Raw genomic sequence first — 17,673 nt, 5'->3', positions numbered from 1 at the left:
ATCACATTGAAAAGTATAATATAATTATAGCAAAAAGATAAAGACATCTGAGAGTGGAAGCATTCAGATGACGCATATAGGAGGTATTCATTATGAATGATTACAATAATTTCGGAAGCTTTAATAACGGCAAGCCAAACGATCAGAACGTCAGAAATGAGCAGAACAATGCAAATAACGCAAATGCTCAGAACATGAATAACGGTCAGCCGTACAACAGAATGAACGGCGCACAGTTCACAAACCAGAACAACGCAAACGGCTCGTATAATTACGGTCCACAGAATGCAAACAATATGGGCGGTATGAACGAGTTCTCATATAACCCCGGCAAGCCGAAGAAAACTATCGGCAGAAAGATCCTTACAGCCTGCATAGCTATCCTCAGCGTTGCGGCGATAGCTACTACTTCTATCGTAGGCTATACACTTGTTACTGGCAAGAATCCTATCCCGACTTCATCAAGCGATTCATCAGTTTCTTCAAAGGACGATTCATCTTCTTCATCTGCAAAGTCAACAGTTGACAGAGATAATCTCCCAACGCTTGAACAGCTTGCAGCTCCTGACGATGCACTTTCTATCCCTGAGATAGTTGAAAAGGTTTCACCGTCAGTTGTGGGAATTTCCTGCATCACTTCAAGCGGCGTTCAGACAGGTTCAGGTATCGTGCTGAGCGAGGACGGTTACATCATCACAAACGCTCACGTTATCAGCGGCGCACAGTCTATCTCAGTTGTTCTTCCAAGCAGCTATTCAGATTCATCTGACAGCAGCTCAGACAGCTCTGATGAAAACACAGAGGATAACCTCACATTCACAGCAGAAAAGGTCGGCAGCGACGATCAGACAGACCTTGCCGTACTTAAAATAGATAAAACAGGTCTTACACCTGCCGAAATAGGCAAGTCAGCAGACGTTCAGGTCGGCGAACTTTCTATCGTTATCGGTAACCCTCTCGGACTTGACCTCGCAAACTCTGTTACCGCAGGAATAATCTCTGCTAAGGACAGAACTATCACAGTCGAGGACAGAACAATGAACCTTATGCAGACAGACGCTTCTGTAAACAACGGTAACTCAGGCGGACCGCTCATCAACGCTTACGGTCAGGTGATCGGCATCACTTCAGCAAAGGTTTCTTCATCAGTCGCTGAGGGACTTGGATTTGCTATCCCGATCGACGAGGCTCTCCCGATCATTGACGATCTTATGAAGAACGGCTATGTAACAGGCAGACCAAGCCTCGGTATCTCAGGAACAGACGTTACAAGCGCTTATTCAAGCTATTACGGAATTCCACAGGGCTTCCTCGTTGCAGACGTTTCAGAGGGCAGCGGTGCTGAAAAGGCCGGTATCCAGCAGAACGATATCATTATCGCTATCAACGATACTATGATAACTTCTATAAATGAACTCAACGAGATAAAGAATAAGTGCAGCGTCGGCGATACAGTTACGCTGACGATATACAGAAACGGCAAGAAGATGGACGTTGACGTTGTCCTCGGCGAATCTTCAAATGAGGAATCATCTTCTTCCGACGATCAGAGCGACCAGAACGCTCAGCAGGAACAGCAGCAGGGTCAGCAGAACTACGGATATTCTAGTCCTTTCGGTAGCTTCGGCTGGTAAATCTGCAAAGTTTATAACTGTAATGTAAGTTTTCTCCATACTTTTTCATATTCTTTTACTTCTGGAAAGAGCCGTACTCAGGTGCGGCTCTTTCTTTTGCTGTATGCGGCAGGCTTTAACCCTATGGCAGCGGTCGGCATATAATATGTCAGCGGAACAGGAACGTGAATGCTTTTGTTTCGCAAAAAAAGAAAAAGGACGGTAGACAGAATGGAAAATTTTAATATAACGGGAACTTATATCGCAATGACGTCGATAACCTATGCAATGAAAGCAAAGGATATCCTCAACGGTCTGGGGTACTTCTGTGAAGTCACCCGAACCCCGAAAAATATGGGCAGCGGCTGCGGATATTCGCTGAGAATAAAGGATAACCCCGATCTGATAACGGCACAGCTGGACAGACATATGCTGCCCTATAAAGGCGTGTTCAGACCATGAGCGGAGGTGAAAGCCTTGACGGCGAATTTTGATAACTCGGCGACCACCTTTCCAAAGCCTGAAAGCGTGAGGAAAGCTGTTTCCACGGCTATGGTGAGATACGGCGGAAATCCGGGAAGGGGCGGACACAGCCTGTCTGCGGCGGCAGGAGAGCAGGTTTACAGGGTGAGGAAAACGGCGGCTGAATTTTTCGGCGCAGATGTGGAAAACACCGTTTTTACGCCAAACTGCACCTATGCGCTGAATATGGCAGTAAAGGGGATAATGCAGAACGGCGGTCATGTAATTATAACCTGCTATGAGCATAACGCCTGCTCACGTCCTGTGTTCGCTTTGGCGAAAAACGGCAGGGCGAGATTTTCGATAGCAAATATTTATGAAGACACCGACAGGACGATCGACGAGCTTTCTGCGCTCATTATGCCCGAAACAAAGGCGGTCTGTTGTATAATAGCGTCAAACGTCACGGGGCGGATAATGCCTTACAGGGAGATAGCCGAGCTGTGCAGGAAAAGGGGACTGTGCTTTATAGCTGACGGCGCACAAGCCTGCGGCATACTCGACCTTAAAATGTCAGACGGATTTAATTTCCTCTGCACATCGGGACATAAGGCGCTTTACGGTCCATCGGGAACAGGTCTGCTCATCTCGGACGGACAGTATAAGCTTTCGACCATCGTCGAGGGCGGAACAGGTGCGACCTCCTCCGAACTGGATCAGACGCCTTTTATGCCCGAACAGCTTGAAAGCGGCAGCGTTAATACCACAGGCATAATCGGTCTTGGAGCAGGCATAGAATTTGTCAGAAGAAAAACTCCTGCGGTCATCAGAACGCACGAAAAGTCCCTGTGCGAGCTTTTTGAAAACGGTCTGAGAAATATAGGCGGAGTGATCGTCTATGACGAGAGCAGCGAGCGTGTGCCTATAACGGCATTCAACTTGGGGGAGGAACATTCCGACAGGATAACCACTCTACTCAACGAGGAGGGCTTTGCACTCAGAGGGGGACTTCAATGCGCCGCCCTTGCTCACAGGACACTCGGCACAACTGAGCAGGGAGTTGTAAGATTTTCACCCTCAGCTTTCAACAGCAGGGAACAGGTAAGACGGCTGCTTGCGGCAATACAGAAGATCAAGAGAAAAAATTGAATATCATAAAAACTCACATCGGCGGTCAGTTTCAAAGCTGTCCGCCGATAATTTCTGCGTTTTATGACGAAAAATAAGCACTCTGAGATTGTAAATTTGTTGTGAACCGGTAACAAATTGTGCATATTTACAGAGCTGGTTTGTAAAAAGCCGAATTTTTAATAATATGTATACAAATTTACCAAAATTGATGTATAAGTCTTGACAAAGCGGGCGATATGCTATATAATAATATCATTGAAACAATTAATAGATACAATAACCATAAATGTTATTCCGTCCCTAGTGATTAAGTAAACTTCGATTAACAAATTGGATAGATTGACTTATTGAACATATTGAATTTGTGAATATGTACAAATCTGAAAAAAGTTTTGAAAAACTATTGACAAATACGTTCAAAAGTTGTATAATGTAATCACAGTAAAGGAAATGAACAAATGAATGTACTAATTCAAAAAATTTGTTTCAATACTTAATTTTGTAAAGTTTACCGCTAAGGTACTTTAATATTTTTTATTTATTATGGAGGGATTTTCTATGAAGAAATCTAACAAGAAGGGCTTCACCCTTGTAGAGCTCGTAGTAGTTATTGCAATTATCGGCGTACTTGCAGCTATTCTCGTGCCTTCAATGATGGGCTATGTAAAGAAATCAAGACTTAAGACAGCTAACGGAAACGCTAAGACAGCTTACAATGCAGTAGCAGAGTATGCAGCTGATCAGGAAACAAAGGGTACACCTGTTACTTGGACATCTGGTTCAGGCAATACTTATGATTGTAAGACAGACGCAAGCGGCGTTCAGCACGTTCTTTATTCAGCACTCGCTGACAATGGTAACGAAGCTGGTGAAGCTTATGTAGGCGGTGCTGATATCAACAGCAAGACTACATTCTTCGTTCACTGGAGAAAGACATCTTCTGACACGATCACTGGTCAGTATCCAGAGGCTACAGCTGATGTTGATTCTTGCCCAGCATTCGGAACATGGACAGCACAGTAATCCTGTAACTGAATTATGAATAATCAAGACGGTAACTTCGGTTGCCGTCTTTTTTTTGTACTTACATAAGCGAAAAAATTAAAAAGTTTTAAAATATTGCTCTTACGGTTGACATAACCCTCGAATAAGGTTATAATTAAAAGGTATGAAAAATTATTCGTATAAGGGGATATATGCTTGAAATATATTTTTAAAACCAATTCTGCGCAGGAAACTATCTCCCTCGGCGAAAAGATAGGCGCAAGACTCTGCGGCGGCGATATCATCGCTTACAGCGGCGGTCTTGGCGCAGGAAAAACCACCATTACAAGAGGAATTTCCCTCGGTATGGGACTTGGCGACGAGGTGACTTCCCCCACATTCGCCCTTGTGAATGAGTATAGGGGCAAAGGGCTGAGCCTTATCCATTTCGATATGTACAGGATAAATTCTGCCGAAGACCTTGAAACCACAGGCTTTTTCGACTATATGGACGAGGACACCGTCCTTGCGGTGGAGTGGAGCGAGAATATCGCTGACGAGCTGCCCGAAAACTGTATAAGGGTGGATATTCAGCGTACCGACGAAAATTCAAGGACCATAACGGTGGAAACAACTGACGGAGATGACAGATTTGAAGATATTAGGAATTGATACCAGCGGAAAGGTTGCGTCCGTTGCTATAACCGACGGCGAACGTCTGCTGTGGGAAAAATCGGTCTATACAAAGCTTACCCATTCGCAGGTAATACTGCCTATGGTAAAGCAGGCGCTTGAGGAAACTGAGCTGGATCTCTCAGACCTCGACTGTGCCGCTGTGGCGAAAGGACCCGGTTCATATACAGGCCTGCGTATCGGTATCGGTGCGGTAAAGGGAATGTGTATGGGTGCGCCTAAGCTTAAATGTGCAGGAGTTTCAACTCTGCTGAGCCTTGCGTATAACTGCTGTGCGTTCAATGGAAAAATAATTTCTGTTATGCGTGCAAGACCGAAGATAGTCTATGCCGCAGAGTTTGAATGTGATAACGGCAGGATAAAAAGGCTTACCGAAGATAAAGTCTGCCCCGAAGATGAATTTTTCGGAAGTGCTGACCTTAGCGGAAAGGTGATGCTTGTTGGTGATAATGCGGCTGAGATAAAGGCACAGCGTTTTGCTGACAATGCGGATATTATCTGTGCCGCTGCGCCGAACGTTCTGCAAAGAGCGTCCTCGCTTTGCCTTGCGGTCGAGGCTGATAATGAGCTTGTAATCACTGCGGACAAGCTGGAGGTATCTTATCTTCAGGCGACAAAGGCTGAAAAGGATAAGGCACATTCATAAAAGTAAAAAATATAAAGAAAATTTAACGGAGGAACTGATATGAAAATAGCAATAGGCTGTGATCACGCAGGTCCTGCCCTCAAGGCGGAGATACTTGCGCATCTTGACGAAAAGGGAATAGAGTACACCGATTTCGGCATTCAGGAGGGTGAAAAGGTAGATTACCCCGAAAAGGCTGAGGAGGTTTGCAGAAAGATTGCAGACGGCAGCTATGATATGGGTATCCTCATCTGCGGCACAGGAGTCGGAATGTCCATGTGCGCAAATAAGGTAAAGGGCATAAGAGCTGCCTGCTGTTCAGATTATTTTTCAGCAAAGTATACAAGAGCGCATAATGACGCAAACGTGCTTTGCATAGGCGCAAGAGTTCTCGGCGCAGGACTGGCAGCAGAGCTTGTTGACGTGTTTATCGAAACACCGTTCGAGGGCGGCAGACATCAGCGCAGAATAGACAAGATAACTGATATCGAAAACAGAAATTAAGTTGTCATTAAATATAAAAAACCTGTGAGCAGTTTATCCTGCACACAGGTCTTTTTTTGTAATGTTATGATCTCATTGCCCCCGACATTATACAGCCGCCTGCCGCACCTGCGGAGAGTATCTGCGGAAAGTTTTCCTCAGATATCCCGCCGATAGCGTAAACGGGTATGTCAAGCGCAGTGCATATGCTTTCAAGAAACTCCGTCCCTCTGGGCGGAAGTCCCTTTTTGCAGTCGGTGGCGAAAATATGCCCTGCGGCAACGTAGCTTGCACCTAAGCTTTTGGCAAGCACAGCCTGCTCCATACTGTGAACGGAAGTACCCGTAACATCAAATTCATCACAAAGCTCAGCCGTCAGCAAATCGAGCGGCATATGAAGCCTTTTCACACCCAGAGATCTTGCCGCCTGCGGATAGAAATGCAGGGTAAGCTCCACACAGCTGTCCTCACAGGCTCTCAGAACACGTTCCGCAAGCTGGGTGTATTCTTTCTCCGTCAGATCCTTTTCACGCAGTATGAGCCGTTTTATGCCTGTCTGCGCAATGCGGCTCACCTGCTCTTCAAGTGGTCTTGGACAAAGACTGCGGCATGACACCGCAATTATCTTATTCGGGTATGTAAACATAATCGTTGAGTACAGGCTGCAGTCCCTTTGAACGTATAGCTGCGCATACTTCGTCAAGACTGCGGTCATCACTTATCTCGAACTGGTTGTCGCCCTTTGATTCTTCCTCAGTGTGGCTGCCTATGCCGGTGCTTACTCCTGCGGATATCTTTGTGGCGCACATACCGATAACATTGTCACGGAAACCTGCCCTTTCACGGGTGGAAATGGTAAGTCCTGCGAACGGCATAAATATCCTGTATGCACACATAACCTGCAAAAGCTGTCTTTCGTGAACGTCCTTTGGATTTATCTTATCGTTGTTTATGATAGGGCGCAGACGTGGGCAGGAGAATGATATCTCTGCGTGAGGATATTTTCTCTGAAGAAGATAAGCGTGTGTTCCCACAGCGAAAGCGTCCTTGCGGAAATCGTCAAGTCCAAGCAGAGCCGCAAAAGCAACTCCACGCATACCGCCCCTTATCGCTCTCTCCTGAGCGTTCAGACGGTAAGGGAAGATACGCTTGTGACCTGCAAGGTGGAGAGTTTCGTATTTGTCGCTGTTGTATGTTTCCTGAAATACCGTAACATAGTCAGCGCCGCACTTGTGAAGATATGCATACTCGTCTGTGTTCATAGGGTAAACCTCAATGCCCACATTCTTGAAATATTCATGAGCTATCTCGCAGGCTTTTCCGATGTACTCCACATCGCTCATTTTTCTGCTCTCGCCTGTGAGAATGAGTATCTCCTCCATGCCTGTCTTTGCGATAGCCTCCATTTCACGGCGGATACCCTCATAGTCAAGCTTTGCACGGCGAATCTTGTTGTGACAGTTGAATCCGCAGTAAATGCAGTAGTTTTCACAATAGTTTGCAATGTAAAGTGGTGTGAAAAGACATACGCTGCTGCCGAAATGCTTTGCCGTTTCGATAGTAGCACGTCTTGCCATCTGTTCAAGGAAAGGCTCTGCGGCAGGGGAGAGAAGTGCGCCGAAATCCTCCGTTGTTGGATATTCCGCCGCAAGGGCACGTTTTACATCGTCAGCTGTGTATTTGTTGTAATCGTAAGCTTTCATTCTGCTTACTACCTGCTCGCCGATATCTGAATCCTCCAGTATCTCCATATCGGGCAGATATTTCATATGGTCTGTACGTTCCTGTTCCATTTTATATTCTCCTTACTATCATTCCTGAATAAATCCTGTGAGCGGTGATGAGGCTGACGCACGGTCAAGCACTCTTCCTGTGCCTGCGAGGTAAGCTGTTCTTCCTGCGATAATAGCGTGTTTGAAAGCCTTTGCCATCTCAACTATGTTTCCTGCTGTGGCGATAGCTGTGTTAGCCATTATAGCAGCCGCACCCATTTCCATAGCCTCACAAGCCTGTGACGGCTTGCCGATACCTGCGTCAACGATTATAGGCAGGTCGATCTCTTCAATGAGTATGCGTATGAACTGCTTTGTGGCAAGTCCCTGATTTGAACCGATAGGAGCGGCAAGAGGCATTATAGCTGCTGCGCCTGCATTGACCATATCTCTTGCGGCATAAAGGTCAGGATACATATATGGCATAGGGATAAAGCCTTCCTTAGCCAGCATCTCGCAAGCCTTTGCAGTTTCGTAGTTGTCAGGGAGAAGATATTTTGAATCGTGGATTACCTCTATCTTGATAAATTCTCCGCAGCCTGCCTCTCTTGCAAGGCGGGCGATCTTTACAGCCTCTTCAGCATTTCTTGCACCCGATGTGTTAGGGAGAAGTGTGATGCCCTTTGGGATATGTTCAAGGATATTTCCGTTAAAGCTGTTTACACGGCGCAGCGCAAGTGTGATTATCTCTGCGCCTGCGTGTTCTACCGCAGCGTTGATAAGGTCAAGGTCAAATTTTCCTGAACCGAGAATAAAGCGGGAATTAAATTCCTTTCCGCCGATAATAAGCTTGTCTTCCATAATAATATTCACCTTTCTGTTTTTAGTTTTCTGAGTTTAATGAGTTTAAAATTATTTCGATTATCTTGCTTGCCTGATGTCCTGCGCAGATAATCACCCTTGCGGCAGTCAACCCCTCGCCGTCAGCAACGTCCGTAACGCCGTCGCCGCATATGAAAAAGCGGTCTGTTATCCGTCGGGTAGTTATCTCGTTGGCTCTTCCCCAGCCTGCCATTCCCGAACCTGAAACGATGTACTTTTCGGGGAACTTTTCAAGCAGCGTGTTCACCAGCATGGCTTTCTGATCGGGGCGGTCGAATGCCTCGCAGATTATATCACAGTCCTTGAAAATATCGGCACAGTTTTCCTCCGTTATCTTTATGTTATGGGACTCTATCCTGCAAAATGGATTTATGCAGCCGAGGATAGATGTGAGAGCCTGAGTTTTCGGCTTGCCGATATCGGCTAAAGTGTAAAGCTGACGATTGATGTTTGAAAGCTCGACTTTGTCGAAGTCCGCAATGGTAAGCTTGCCTATGCCGTTTCTCGCAAGAGCGCAGGCTGTGTTCGAGCCTAGTCCGCCCAAGCCTGCAATGCCGACGTGAGCCTTTTTCAGCCTTTCGTAAATAGGCTTTTTGCTGCGTGAATCAAGAGCAGCCGCAAATTCCTGTTCGGTAATGGCAAAACTGTTCATATCAGCCGCCTCCCACAAAGCCGATGACTTCAACTTCATTGCCGTCCTCAAGAACGGTTTCGCCGTACTTTGCTTTCGGCAGTATCTCGCCGTTTATCATTACCGCAACGTGAGCAGGGTCACGGTTCTCTCTCTCAAGGTATTTCAGTACAGTCAGTCCCGTTGCCTCAGCCTGTTCGCCGTTTATAAGCAGCATCATATCACTCCTCTGTAAAAATTTTACACAAAATAAAAAAGACTGCGTTCAGAATTGCACCGAAGGTGGTACACCCCTGAACACAGTCTTTTGTGTTTAATTAATTATACCATATTTGCGTGTCAGATGTCAAGCATTTTGTACGCTTTTTTAATGTCATACATTGTATGTGCAAAGCATACATTAACGCCGTGTGAATTAAGTTGAAAACTGTCGGTAAAGATAAAAAGTTAACTAAAGAAATCGATAACAATTACGGCGTAACTGGCACATATGACAAAATATTAGCAGGACAATGTTAAAATTACAAAAAAGCATTGACTATAATTAACAAATGATATATAATATATGTGTAAATAAAAATGGAAAAGTAGAAGTAAAGTCAGAAGTATATAATCCGATTGGATTAAGTTTGTTTTGAGTATAGACAAGGGGGAATCTTAATGATCGGAACACAGACTGCCAGTCCTGTAATGGAGCAGACTGACTATGTTGGAGAATTGGAAACTGAACACCATACCGCAAAAAATATAGACATTTCAAGCCGTGCTGCGGCTGTCGTTAAGGAAAGGGAAGTCCCTGAGCTGGATTTCAAGTATGATCCTAAGCCTGTTTACAGCTTTGTAAAGCGATTTGCAGATATATTCCTTTCGCTTATGGCGCTTATCATGCTTTCACCGCTGTTTCTGGTGGTGAGTGCTGCTATCTTTATAAGAGATCCTGGAAATCCTTTCTTCTCACATTATAGAGTGGGCAGAAACGGCAAGAAGTTTAAAATGTACAAGTTCCGCTCAATGTATAAGGACGCCGAGGAAAGAAAGGCTGAACTTATGGCGGCGAACGAGTGCAAGGGCGCAAACTTTAAAATGGCTGACGATCCGAGGATCATCGGAAAGCTGGGCAAGTTTATAAGAAAGAGTTCTATTGACGAACTTCCGCAGCTTGTGAATATCCTTAAAGGCGATATGTCTGTTATCGGTCCAAGACCGTTCGTTCCGGACGAGCAGGATAAGCTTCCGAAGGAAAGACTGCTGGTAAGACCCGGTCTGTCATGCTACTGGCAGATAAACGGCAAGAATGAGCTTTCTGAGGAAATGGCTAATTACTATGACCTCAAATATATAATGGACAGATCTGCTGCAACGGACGTAAAGATAATCCTTAAAACAGTAGAGGTAGTTCTGAAAAGCTCAAACAGCTAAATCGGAACAAACTGGAAAAAATCAATATGAATATCAAAAGATCCCTGCCATATGACGGGGATCTTTTTTGCTTTATATTTTCTGTTTTTTAGCTGCATTAGCCGCATTGACCGCAAGCAAATGCTGCTCCTCATATTTATGCTTTGTGGCAAGTCCGCCTCTTATATGTCGCTGTTGTTTGTTTTCCTCTAAGATTTCTTTTACCTTAGCGTATAAAGCCGGGGATATTCCCGGAAGCCGTTCGGAAAGATCTTTATGTACAGTCGATTTGCTCACACCGAAAGCTTTCGCCGTGGCACGGACTGTCGTTCGTCGGGAAACCATATATTCTCCGAAGATCACCGGACGCTCCTTGTCGGATTCAACCATTATTCACACCCCTATACATTTTTATGTAGTAAAATATATGCATAGGGGATTGTAAATATTACCGAATTATTTGCCGAGTATCTCCTCGATAGACTCTGCACAAAGCTCTATTGCCTTGTCGATCTCTTCTTCATTTATAATGAGCGGTGGGTTAAAGTACAGCACATCGCCCAGCGGTCTTAAAAGCAGACCTTTTTCAAGAGCCTTTTTGTAAATGCTGTAACCCGTTCTCAGACCGCCGTCAAAGCCTTCCTTTGTTGACGGATCTTTTACAAGCTCCATTGCGTTTATCAGACCGAGATGACGTATCTCGCCCATATGCTTGTAATCACCAAGCCGCTCGTTGAGCCTGTTGTTCAGATAGACTGCTCTCTTCTGAGCGTTTTCAAGTATGTTTTCCTCACGGAAAAGCTTTTGCACAGCCAGTGCGCAGGCGCAGCCGAGTGGATTTCCCGAATAGGTGTGTGAGTGCATAAATGCCTTTCCCTCGCTGTAATCCGCATAGAATGCGTCATATATCTCCTGCGTGGTTATGGTTATCGCCATAGGCATATAGCCGCCTGTAAGTCCCTTTGAGATGCACATAATGTCAGGGCTTACGCCTGCGTGATCGAAAGCGAACATCTTTCCTGTACGTCCGAATCCTGTTGCTATCTCGTCCGCAATGAGCAGAACGTCATACCTGTCGCAAAGCTCACGGAGCTTTTTGAGGTAGAGAGCAGGATACATCTTCATTCCTGCACTGCCCTGAAGAAGCGGCTCAACGATAACTGCGGCTGTTTCATCCGCATAGAGTTCAAAGTCCTTTTCAGCGTGTTCAAAACATTCGCACTGACAGCAGTCACGGCATTTTCCGTATGGACATCGGTAGCAGTCGGGTGCTTGTATCCTTATGGTGTCCATAAGCATCGGCTTGTATATCTTAGCATAAAGATCCATTGTACCCACAGAGAGCGCACCTATTGTTTCACCATGATAGCCGTCGCTCAAGCACATAAAACGCTTTTTCTTAGGCTTGCCCGTCTGATACTGATACTGAAAAGCCATTTTCAGAGAACATTCCACCGCCGCAGAACCGTTGTCCGAAAAGTTGAACTTGCATAGTCCTTTCGGGATCATCTCCATAAGCTCTTCACACAGCTTTATTGCAGGCTCGTGAGAGAAGTTTGCGAAAATAACGTGTTCAAGCTTGTCGATCTGCTCCTTTACCGCCGCATTTATTGCAGGGTTGCAGTGACCGAGAAGATTGCACCACCAGCTTGAAACTATGTCGATATATTCCTTGCCGTCCTTGTCATAAAGCTTTACGCCTGAACCGTGATCGACGATAATAGGTTTAAGCTCCTCATAATCCTTCATCTGTGAGCATGGGTGCCAGATGTATTTCAGATCCTGCTCAACAAGCTGTTTTGTACTGTAACTGTCCATTTTATCATATCTCCTTATAAAGGGAAAGCAGCATCTTTTCGTCGATGTCGATATCCTTGTCGCCTATTTTTACATATGCGCATACAGGTACTGAGGTAAGCTCCTGCATCATTTTTGCGTTGTCCTCCTGCATAACTCCGCCTGTCCAGTTGTTTAAAACTATGCCAGATATAGGTATATCTCTGTTTTTCAGATATTCCACCGTCAGCACAGTTGTGTTTATCGAACCGAGTTTAGGTTCTGTAACTATGATAGTCGGCAGTTTGAACTCTTTTATGATATCTTCAAGGAATATCTTTTCCTTGTCGTCATATCTGATAGGACACATTATTCCCCCAGAGCCTTCCATTGTGACATAATCGTAGGCTTCCTTTACACGTTCAAAGCCTTTTTTTACAACGGACATCTCCACAAGATCTCCCTCGATCTGTGCCGCAAGGTGAGGCGACAGTGCATTTTTATAAATGTACGGCACAAGCATATCCAGCGGTTCGCCTATGTTGGCAACAGTGTTTACATAGCCTGCGTCGCTTTCCTCCACCGATTCCGCACCGCTGAGCGCAGCTTTATAGTAGCCTGCGTTTATTCCCATTTCTCTGAGCTTTTTTACGATAAGCGCTGTAACGTATGTCTTTCCGTCATCTGTACCTGTGGCTGTGACGAACAGCCCTTTTGAAATTTTACCCATTATCCCACTCTTTTCTTTTTTATTTTATTCTATCTTTTATATTTATTATATCACTTTTGTTCACACATTTGAAAGACCGACCTTGTAACCAAGTCTGTCAAGGGTAAGCATATCTTTTTCGATGGTTATTCCCTGTGTGGTGAGCATATCGCCTGTTATAGCGGCATTTGCTCCCGAACAGAAAAGCTTTTCTCCCTTGTCAGGCATAAGTCCTCTTCCGCCTGCAAGTCTTATAAATCCGTCAGGGATAATAAAGCGGAATATCGCAGTAGTCCTTGCCATTTCCTCGGTGGAAAGGACCTTGTTGTTTTCAAGTGGTGTGTGTGGGATAGGGTTGAGCATATTTACAGGGATAGATCTTACACCAAGTTCTCTTGCCTGAAGTACCATATCTATTCTGTCCTCCATAGTTTCGCCAAGTCCCATTATTCCGCCGCTGCATATTTCAAGTCCTGCCGCCTTTGCAGCGTTGATAGCAGCTATCTTGTCGGCATAGGTGTGGGTCGTGCATATCTGTGGGAAAAATCTTTCAGAGGTTTCGAGATTGTTGTGTACACGCTGAACGCCTGCGTCTTTCAGTTTTCTGAAATTCTTTTCGTCAAGAAGTCCGAGAGAAACGCAGATAGATATAGGACAGACCTTTTTTATCTCTCTTATGCTGTCGCAAAGCTTGTCTACCTCGCTGTCTGAAAGCTTTCTGCCCGAACATACGATAGAGTATCTCGGAACGCCTCTTTCGTAGTTGTAAAGCGCCTGTTCAAGTATCTTGTCTGTATCAAGCAGAGGATATTCCTCAATGCTTGTGCAGTAGTGAGCAGACTGAGCGCAGTATTTGCAGTTTTCAGAGCAGCGTCCGCTCTTTCCGTTTATAATGGTACACATATCAAATGTGTTTGAGCAGAACTTTTCCCTTATCTCGTTTGCGGTATCGCAAAGCTCCTCGAAAGGAGCGTCGATAAGCGATATCGCCTCATCTCTTGTAATAAGTTCTCCGCCGTATATTTTCTCTTTAAGTTTCTTTATTGTGTTGTTCATATTAAATGTCCTCTGTTATTATCTGCGGTATTTTGATGTGATAGGTATAAGTCTTTTTCCGATAAGTGTGCCTAAGAAGCAGAATGCAATATCTCCCGGAACGACCAGCAGGAAGCAGTGAAGTATAAGCGCCCATACTCCGATCGGTGTTCCGCCTACCCAGTAGTTTGAAACTATGTAACAGTGAATAAGACCTAATGCATAAACTATGCCCATTCCTGCAAAGTTTGCCGCAAGTATCCTCTTGTATGACGGGTTCTTAACTGCGTTTGCGATCTTGCCTGTAACATAAGTGCCTATGATAAATCCGATAAGATATCCGAAACTTGGTTTAAAAATATAGTAAAGTCCGCCGCCCTCCGTGAATATCGGAACGCCCAGAAGTCCCAGAACCACATATGCGCCTACGCTTGCCGCACCGTATCTTCCGCCGAGTATGATCCCTGCCAGCATTGTGATAGGGTACTGTAAAGTGAAAGGCACAACAGGTATCGGTATCCTTATAAATGCGCCTACCGCAGTAAGAGCGGTGAAAACTGCACACATACATATCATAACGGTCTTATTGTTGCTTTTTGCGGGTGAGTTTGGTGTGTTTCTTGTGTCAGTCATAATTTTTTCTCCGTTTCCTGTTTATTAGTTCTGAGCCTTTCTTATGCTTATCTCGCCTGTGGAGATAGTATGCTCAGTTGAGTCCTCAAATCGTGCTATAAGCCTGCATTCGTTGTCCACGTCAATCATGGTGGCAGGGATAGTTTCTTTCGGCGAGATAATGTTTATCTTCTCGTTCCTCCACATAAGACGTTTTCTGTACCCCTCCATATAGGTGTGTTCATCAAGCTCGTGGTAGTATTTCATAAAGCGCTTTATCAGCTCTGCCGCAAGCCTGTTTCTCAGATCACCCTCACGGCGGTCAAAAACCGCTCCTGCGATATCCTTTATCTCATCGGGGAAACCGCCCTCAGGCTGGTACACGTTTATTCCTATACCCGATACAGCATATTCAAGTCCGCCGTTTTCCATACTGAAAGCCGCCTCGGTGAGTATGCCGCATATCTTCCTGCCGTCTATATAAACGTCATTAACCCATTTTATCTCAGGCTTTTTGTCCGAAAGCGCCTCGATAGCCTCAGCCACCGCCACCGCTGCGGCAGTAGTAATTTTCAGCGCCTCATTTGCTGACATAACAGGTCTTAGCAGTATACTGATGTAAAGTCCCGTATCAGATGGGGAGAAAAAGCTCCTGCCCAGTCTGCCCTTGCCAGCCGTCTGCGCACCTGCAATGACCACCGTTTTTTCTTCTGCGCCGTTGTTTGCAAGCTCCCGCAGTCTTGTGTTTGTGGAGTCTGTTACCTTGTAGACCTGAAGAGGTATATCGTTAAGTTCGTCACCGAGATATTTTCTTACACCGTCCTCACTCAGCACGTCGCTGTCCGTTTCAAGGCAGTAGCCTTTGTTTGTTACAGCTGATATGGCACAGCCGTCCTCCCTCAGAGAGTTTATGGCTTTCCATACCGCCCCTCTTGTACAGCCGAGCTGGTCTGCTATCTCAGCTCCCGAAAGATACTTTCCTCTGTTTTCTTCAAGGAGTTTTATAAGTTTATCTTTTGTTTTCATATGCAATATGCCGTCTGCTGAAAATTTATCAGCAGCTTACCTCCTTACTTTTTTCGATCAATGCCTTAAACAGTATACCACTAAAAAAACTTATTGTCAACTTAAAATTTTAATTTTGGTATACAATATAAAAACCGCCCGAAAATACGTTGATTTTCAGACGGTTTTACCGCTTAGTATTAAATTAAAAATGCACTTACCAAGGCTTTACTGTGCCGACGATCTCTGAAATATTTGCGATGCCGTTGTCCTCACAGTACTTCTCCATACCCTCGATTATCTTCACAGGGGCATATGGATCAGCGAAGATAGCTGCGCCCACCTGTACGGTCTGTGCGCCTGCCATCATCATTTCGACAGCGTCCTCCCAAGTGGATATTCCGCCCATTCCGCATACTGGGATATTCACAGCATTTGCAACCTGCCATACCATTCTTACAGCCACAGGGAATACCGCAGGACCCGAAAGTCCGCCCACATTGTTTCTGAGGATCGGTCTGCGTGTCTTTATGTCTATCCTCATTCCGAGAAGAGTGTTTATAAGTGAAACAGCGTCTGCGCCGTTCGCCTCAACGGATTTAGCAATATCAACTATGCTTGTAACGTTAGGTGAAAGCTTTACCATAAGAGGCTTGTCAGTAGCGTCTTTTACAGCCTTTGTTACTGCCCCTGCAACATTGCAGTCAGTACCGAAAGCCGCACCGCCCTGCTTTACGTTAGGGCATGAGATATTCAGCTCGATAAGGTCAACAGCTGTGCCGTTGAGTTTTGCCGCAAGTTCTGCACATTCTTCAATAGTCGAACCTGCGATATTTGCAACTATCCTTGTGTCCTTTGTAACAAGGTTAGGCAGCTCGTAGTTGATGAACTTGTCAACACCGCCGTTCTGAAGTCCTACTGAGTTGAGCATACCGCTTGGAGTTTCGGCAACTCTCGGACCCGGATTGCCCTCTCGTCTGTGGAGGGTCGTGCCTTTTACGGATATTCCGCCCAGCTTTGAAAGGGGATAGAACTGTTCATATTCTCTTCCGTAGCCGAAAGTTCCGCTGGCAGGTATAACAGGATTTTTAAAGTCTATTCCGCAGAAATTTACGTTCAGTCTGCTCATTCAAAAACTACCTCCTTGCTGTCAAATACAGGACCGTCCTTGCAGACGTGTGAGTTGAATTCTTCGCCGTCCTTGACCGTTCTGCATACGCATACAAGGCAAGCGCCTACGCCGCAAGCCATTCTCTGTTCAAGTGATACCTGACAGTAAATGCCGTTTTCAGCAGCCATTTTTGTAATGTTTTTCAGCATCACCATAGGACCGCAGGCATAGATTATGTCAGGCTTTTCCTTTGCAAGAACGTCAGCAAGAGCGTCGGTAACAAAGCCCTTTCTTCCTGCCGAACCGTCATCTGTGCAGAGTATCGTTTCGCATCCCATAGCTTTCAGATCCTCCTGAAGAATGCAGGCAGCCATATTTCTGAAACCGCTTATGACAACAGCGTTCTCGCCGTATTCCTTTGCAATGCCGACCATAGGCGGAGTACCTATTCCGCCGCCGATACAGACGCACTTTTTGCCCTTTTCAAGAACCTTGAATCCGTTTCCAAGCGGTGCGATAATGTCTATCATATCGCCCTTGTTAAGCTCTGATATCCTGTCTGTTCCGTGACCTCTCACCTCAAAAACAAGTCTTATCGTGCCTTTTTCCTTGTCTATATCGCAGATAGAGATAGGTCTGCGGAGGAAAAATCCCTCTGCCTGTACCTGTGCGAACTGTCCTGCCTTTGCAGCCTTTGCGATGTGCGGACAGTAAATCTCAATATCAAAAATACCTTTCGCAAGGGTCTTTTTTGAAACTATGGGGTATTTGCCCTGCTTGTACATTAAAAGTCCTCCTGTCTTACTTAATT

At 45.4% G+C, this 17,673-nt stretch carries 21 protein-coding genes; 8 read left to right on the top strand and 13 right to left on the bottom strand.

Annotated features, from left to right (window positions below; all coding sequences use genetic code 11):
- Window positions 1-92 precede the first annotated feature (92 nt).
- The 7 genes from Q0E19_RS05480 (at window position 93) to rpiB (ending at window position 6,012) form a co-directional block, all read left to right on the top strand.
- Window positions 93-1,634 carry a trypsin-like peptidase domain-containing protein gene (locus Q0E19_RS05480; RefSeq protein ID WP_294408053.1) on the top strand — a complete coding sequence of 514 codons (1,542 nt, stop codon included), beginning with the start codon at window positions 93-95 and terminating at the stop codon, window positions 1,632-1,634.
- Between the two features lie 210 nt (window positions 1,635-1,844).
- On the top strand, window positions 1,845-2,075 hold the full coding sequence (locus Q0E19_RS05475; RefSeq protein ID WP_294408052.1) for a DUF3343 domain-containing protein: 231 nt from the start codon (window positions 1,845-1,847) through the stop codon (window positions 2,073-2,075).
- 6 nt (window positions 2,076-2,081) lie between these two features.
- Window positions 2,082-3,224 carry an aminotransferase class V-fold PLP-dependent enzyme gene (locus Q0E19_RS05470; RefSeq protein ID WP_294408051.1) on the top strand — a complete coding sequence of 381 codons (1,143 nt, stop codon included), beginning with the start codon at window positions 2,082-2,084 and terminating at the stop codon, window positions 3,222-3,224.
- A 540-nt stretch (window positions 3,225-3,764) separates the two neighbouring features.
- Window positions 3,765-4,229 carry a type II secretion system protein gene (locus Q0E19_RS05465; protein ID WP_294408050.1) on the top strand — a complete coding sequence of 155 codons (465 nt, stop codon included), beginning with the start codon at window positions 3,765-3,767 and terminating at the stop codon, window positions 4,227-4,229.
- Between the two features lie 177 nt (window positions 4,230-4,406).
- On the top strand, window positions 4,407-4,862 hold the full coding sequence (gene tsaE / locus Q0E19_RS05460; RefSeq protein WP_294408049.1) for a tRNA (adenosine(37)-N6)-threonylcarbamoyltransferase complex ATPase subunit type 1 TsaE: 456 nt from the start codon (window positions 4,407-4,409) through the stop codon (window positions 4,860-4,862).
- Entirely contained in the window at window positions 4,843-5,529 is a 687-nt protein-coding gene (tsaB, locus tag Q0E19_RS05455; RefSeq protein WP_294408048.1) for a tRNA (adenosine(37)-N6)-threonylcarbamoyltransferase complex dimerization subunit type 1 TsaB, read from the top strand. Before tsaE ends, tsaB begins: the two co-directional genes overlap by 20 nt.
- A gap of 39 nt (window positions 5,530-5,568) precedes the next feature.
- Window positions 5,569-6,012, top strand: a complete 444-nt coding sequence (gene rpiB, locus Q0E19_RS05450) for a ribose 5-phosphate isomerase B (RefSeq protein ID WP_294408047.1) — start codon at window positions 5,569-5,571, stop codon at window positions 6,010-6,012.
- A 64-nt stretch (window positions 6,013-6,076) separates the two neighbouring features.
- On the opposite strand, the gene Q0E19_RS05445 is transcribed toward rpiB, so the two are convergent.
- Genes Q0E19_RS05445 through thiS form a run of 5 tightly spaced genes read right to left on the bottom strand, consistent with a single transcriptional unit; the run spans window position 6,077 to window position 9,436 of the window.
- Window positions 6,077-6,637 (bottom strand): thiamine phosphate synthase, encoded by a 561-nt coding sequence (locus Q0E19_RS05445; RefSeq protein ID WP_294408046.1) that lies wholly within the window; start codon window positions 6,635-6,637, stop codon window positions 6,077-6,079.
- Window positions 6,618-7,784, bottom strand: coding sequence for a 2-iminoacetate synthase ThiH (gene thiH / locus Q0E19_RS05440; protein WP_294408045.1), 1,167 nt, complete (start codon window positions 7,782-7,784; stop codon window positions 6,618-6,620). The genes Q0E19_RS05445 and thiH overlap by 20 nt, the downstream gene beginning before the upstream one ends.
- 18 nt (window positions 7,785-7,802) lie before the next feature.
- Window positions 7,803-8,564 (bottom strand): thiazole synthase, encoded by a 762-nt coding sequence (locus Q0E19_RS05435; protein ID WP_294408044.1) that lies wholly within the window; start codon window positions 8,562-8,564, stop codon window positions 7,803-7,805.
- Window positions 8,565-8,586: 22 nt separating this feature from the next.
- Window positions 8,587-9,237, bottom strand: coding sequence for a sulfur carrier protein ThiS adenylyltransferase ThiF (gene thiF / locus Q0E19_RS05430; protein ID WP_294408043.1), 651 nt, complete (start codon window positions 9,235-9,237; stop codon window positions 8,587-8,589).
- A gap of 1 nt (window position 9,238) precedes the next feature.
- A complete protein-coding gene (gene thiS, locus Q0E19_RS05425; protein WP_294408042.1) occupies window positions 9,239-9,436 on the bottom strand; it encodes a sulfur carrier protein ThiS in 198 nt (65 codons plus the stop codon).
- A gap of 440 nt (window positions 9,437-9,876) precedes the next feature.
- Here thiS and Q0E19_RS05420 point away from each other — a divergent pair, with 440 nt between their 5' ends.
- Window positions 9,877-10,635, top strand: coding sequence for a sugar transferase (locus tag Q0E19_RS05420; protein WP_294408041.1), 759 nt, complete (start codon window positions 9,877-9,879; stop codon window positions 10,633-10,635).
- A 72-nt stretch (window positions 10,636-10,707) separates the two neighbouring features.
- Here Q0E19_RS05420 and Q0E19_RS05415 read toward each other — a convergent pair whose 3' ends face one another.
- From Q0E19_RS05415 to Q0E19_RS05380, 8 genes are all read right to left on the bottom strand, one after another.
- On the bottom strand, window positions 10,708-11,004 hold the full coding sequence (locus tag Q0E19_RS05415; protein WP_294408040.1) for a sporulation transcriptional regulator SpoIIID: 297 nt from the start codon (window positions 11,002-11,004) through the stop codon (window positions 10,708-10,710).
- A 66-nt stretch (window positions 11,005-11,070) separates the two neighbouring features.
- Window positions 11,071-12,432, bottom strand: a complete 1,362-nt coding sequence (bioA, locus tag Q0E19_RS05410) for an adenosylmethionine--8-amino-7-oxononanoate transaminase (RefSeq protein ID WP_294408039.1) — start codon at window positions 12,430-12,432, stop codon at window positions 11,071-11,073.
- A gap of 4 nt (window positions 12,433-12,436) precedes the next feature.
- A complete protein-coding gene (gene bioD / locus Q0E19_RS05405) occupies window positions 12,437-13,120 on the bottom strand; it encodes a dethiobiotin synthase (protein ID WP_365904649.1) in 684 nt (227 codons plus the stop codon).
- A 60-nt stretch (window positions 13,121-13,180) separates the two neighbouring features.
- Window positions 13,181-14,155, bottom strand: a complete 975-nt coding sequence (gene bioB, locus Q0E19_RS05400; protein ID WP_294408038.1) for a biotin synthase BioB — start codon at window positions 14,153-14,155, stop codon at window positions 13,181-13,183.
- 18 nt (window positions 14,156-14,173) lie between these two features.
- Window positions 14,174-14,767 carry a biotin transporter BioY gene (locus Q0E19_RS05395; RefSeq protein ID WP_365904646.1) on the bottom strand — a complete coding sequence of 198 codons (594 nt, stop codon included), beginning with the start codon at window positions 14,765-14,767 and terminating at the stop codon, window positions 14,174-14,176.
- A gap of 24 nt (window positions 14,768-14,791) precedes the next feature.
- The gene (locus Q0E19_RS05390) at window positions 14,792-15,772 is read right to left on the bottom strand and encodes a biotin--[acetyl-CoA-carboxylase] ligase (protein WP_294408037.1); all 981 of its coding nucleotides are present in this window, start codon (window positions 15,770-15,772) and stop codon (window positions 14,792-14,794) included.
- Between the two features lie 196 nt (window positions 15,773-15,968).
- Window positions 15,969-16,880, bottom strand: coding sequence for a dihydroorotate dehydrogenase (locus Q0E19_RS05385; RefSeq protein WP_294408036.1), 912 nt, complete (start codon window positions 16,878-16,880; stop codon window positions 15,969-15,971).
- Window positions 16,877-17,647 (bottom strand): dihydroorotate dehydrogenase electron transfer subunit, encoded by a 771-nt coding sequence (locus Q0E19_RS05380; protein WP_294408035.1) that lies wholly within the window; start codon window positions 17,645-17,647, stop codon window positions 16,877-16,879. The genes Q0E19_RS05385 and Q0E19_RS05380 overlap by 4 nt, the downstream gene beginning before the upstream one ends.
- Window positions 17,648-17,673: the final 26 nt, after the last annotated feature.

It is taken from the genome of uncultured Ruminococcus sp., assembly GCF_934476685.1.
In the GTDB taxonomy this organism is placed as follows: Bacteria; Bacillota; Clostridia; order Oscillospirales; family Ruminococcaceae; genus Hominimerdicola.
This window is presented reverse-complemented; position numbering and strand designations above follow the sequence as displayed.

Bases quoted from the DNA above. Each gene is read 5' to 3' on its own strand.
- Q0E19_RS05390 (WP_294408037.1), bottom strand. From the start codon at position 15,772: ATGAAAACAAAAGATAAACTTATAAAACTCCTTGAAGAAAACAGAGGA.
- bioA (WP_294408039.1), bottom strand. From the start codon at position 12,432: ATGGACAGTTACAGTACAAAACAGCTTGTTGAGCAGGATCTGAAATAC.
- Q0E19_RS05420 (WP_294408041.1), top strand. From the start codon at position 9,877: ATGATCGGAACACAGACTGCCAGTCCTGTAATGGAGCAGACTGACTAT.
- Q0E19_RS05380 (WP_294408035.1), bottom strand. From the start codon at position 17,647: ATGTACAAGCAGGGCAAATACCCCATAGTTTCAAAAAAGACCCTTGCG.
- thiS (WP_294408042.1), bottom strand. From the start codon at position 9,436: ATGATGCTGCTTATAAACGGCGAACAGGCTGAGGCAACGGGACTGACT.
- Q0E19_RS05480 (WP_294408053.1), top strand. From the start codon at position 93: ATGAATGATTACAATAATTTCGGAAGCTTTAATAACGGCAAGCCAAAC.
- bioD (WP_365904649.1), bottom strand. From the start codon at position 13,120: ATGGGTAAAATTTCAAAAGGGCTGTTCGTCACAGCCACAGGTACAGAT.
- thiF (WP_294408043.1), bottom strand. From the start codon at position 9,237: ATGAACAGTTTTGCCATTACCGAACAGGAATTTGCGGCTGCTCTTGAT.
- rpiB (WP_294408047.1), top strand. From the start codon at position 5,569: ATGAAAATAGCAATAGGCTGTGATCACGCAGGTCCTGCCCTCAAGGCG.
- Q0E19_RS05465 (WP_294408050.1), top strand. From the start codon at position 3,765: ATGAAGAAATCTAACAAGAAGGGCTTCACCCTTGTAGAGCTCGTAGTA.
- thiH (WP_294408045.1), bottom strand. From the start codon at position 7,784: ATGGAACAGGAACGTACAGACCATATGAAATATCTGCCCGATATGGAG.
- Q0E19_RS05385 (WP_294408036.1), bottom strand. From the start codon at position 16,880: ATGAGCAGACTGAACGTAAATTTCTGCGGAATAGACTTTAAAAATCCT.
- Q0E19_RS05445 (WP_294408046.1), bottom strand. From the start codon at position 6,637: ATGTTTACATACCCGAATAAGATAATTGCGGTGTCATGCCGCAGTCTT.
- Q0E19_RS05415 (WP_294408040.1), bottom strand. From the start codon at position 11,004: ATGGTTGAATCCGACAAGGAGCGTCCGGTGATCTTCGGAGAATATATG.
- Q0E19_RS05395 (WP_365904646.1), bottom strand. From the start codon at position 14,767: ATGACTGACACAAGAAACACACCAAACTCACCCGCAAAAAGCAACAAT.
- bioB (WP_294408038.1), bottom strand. From the start codon at position 14,155: ATGAACAACACAATAAAGAAACTTAAAGAGAAAATATACGGCGGAGAA.
- Q0E19_RS05475 (WP_294408052.1), top strand. From the start codon at position 1,845: ATGGAAAATTTTAATATAACGGGAACTTATATCGCAATGACGTCGATA.
- Q0E19_RS05435 (WP_294408044.1), bottom strand. From the start codon at position 8,564: ATGGAAGACAAGCTTATTATCGGCGGAAAGGAATTTAATTCCCGCTTT.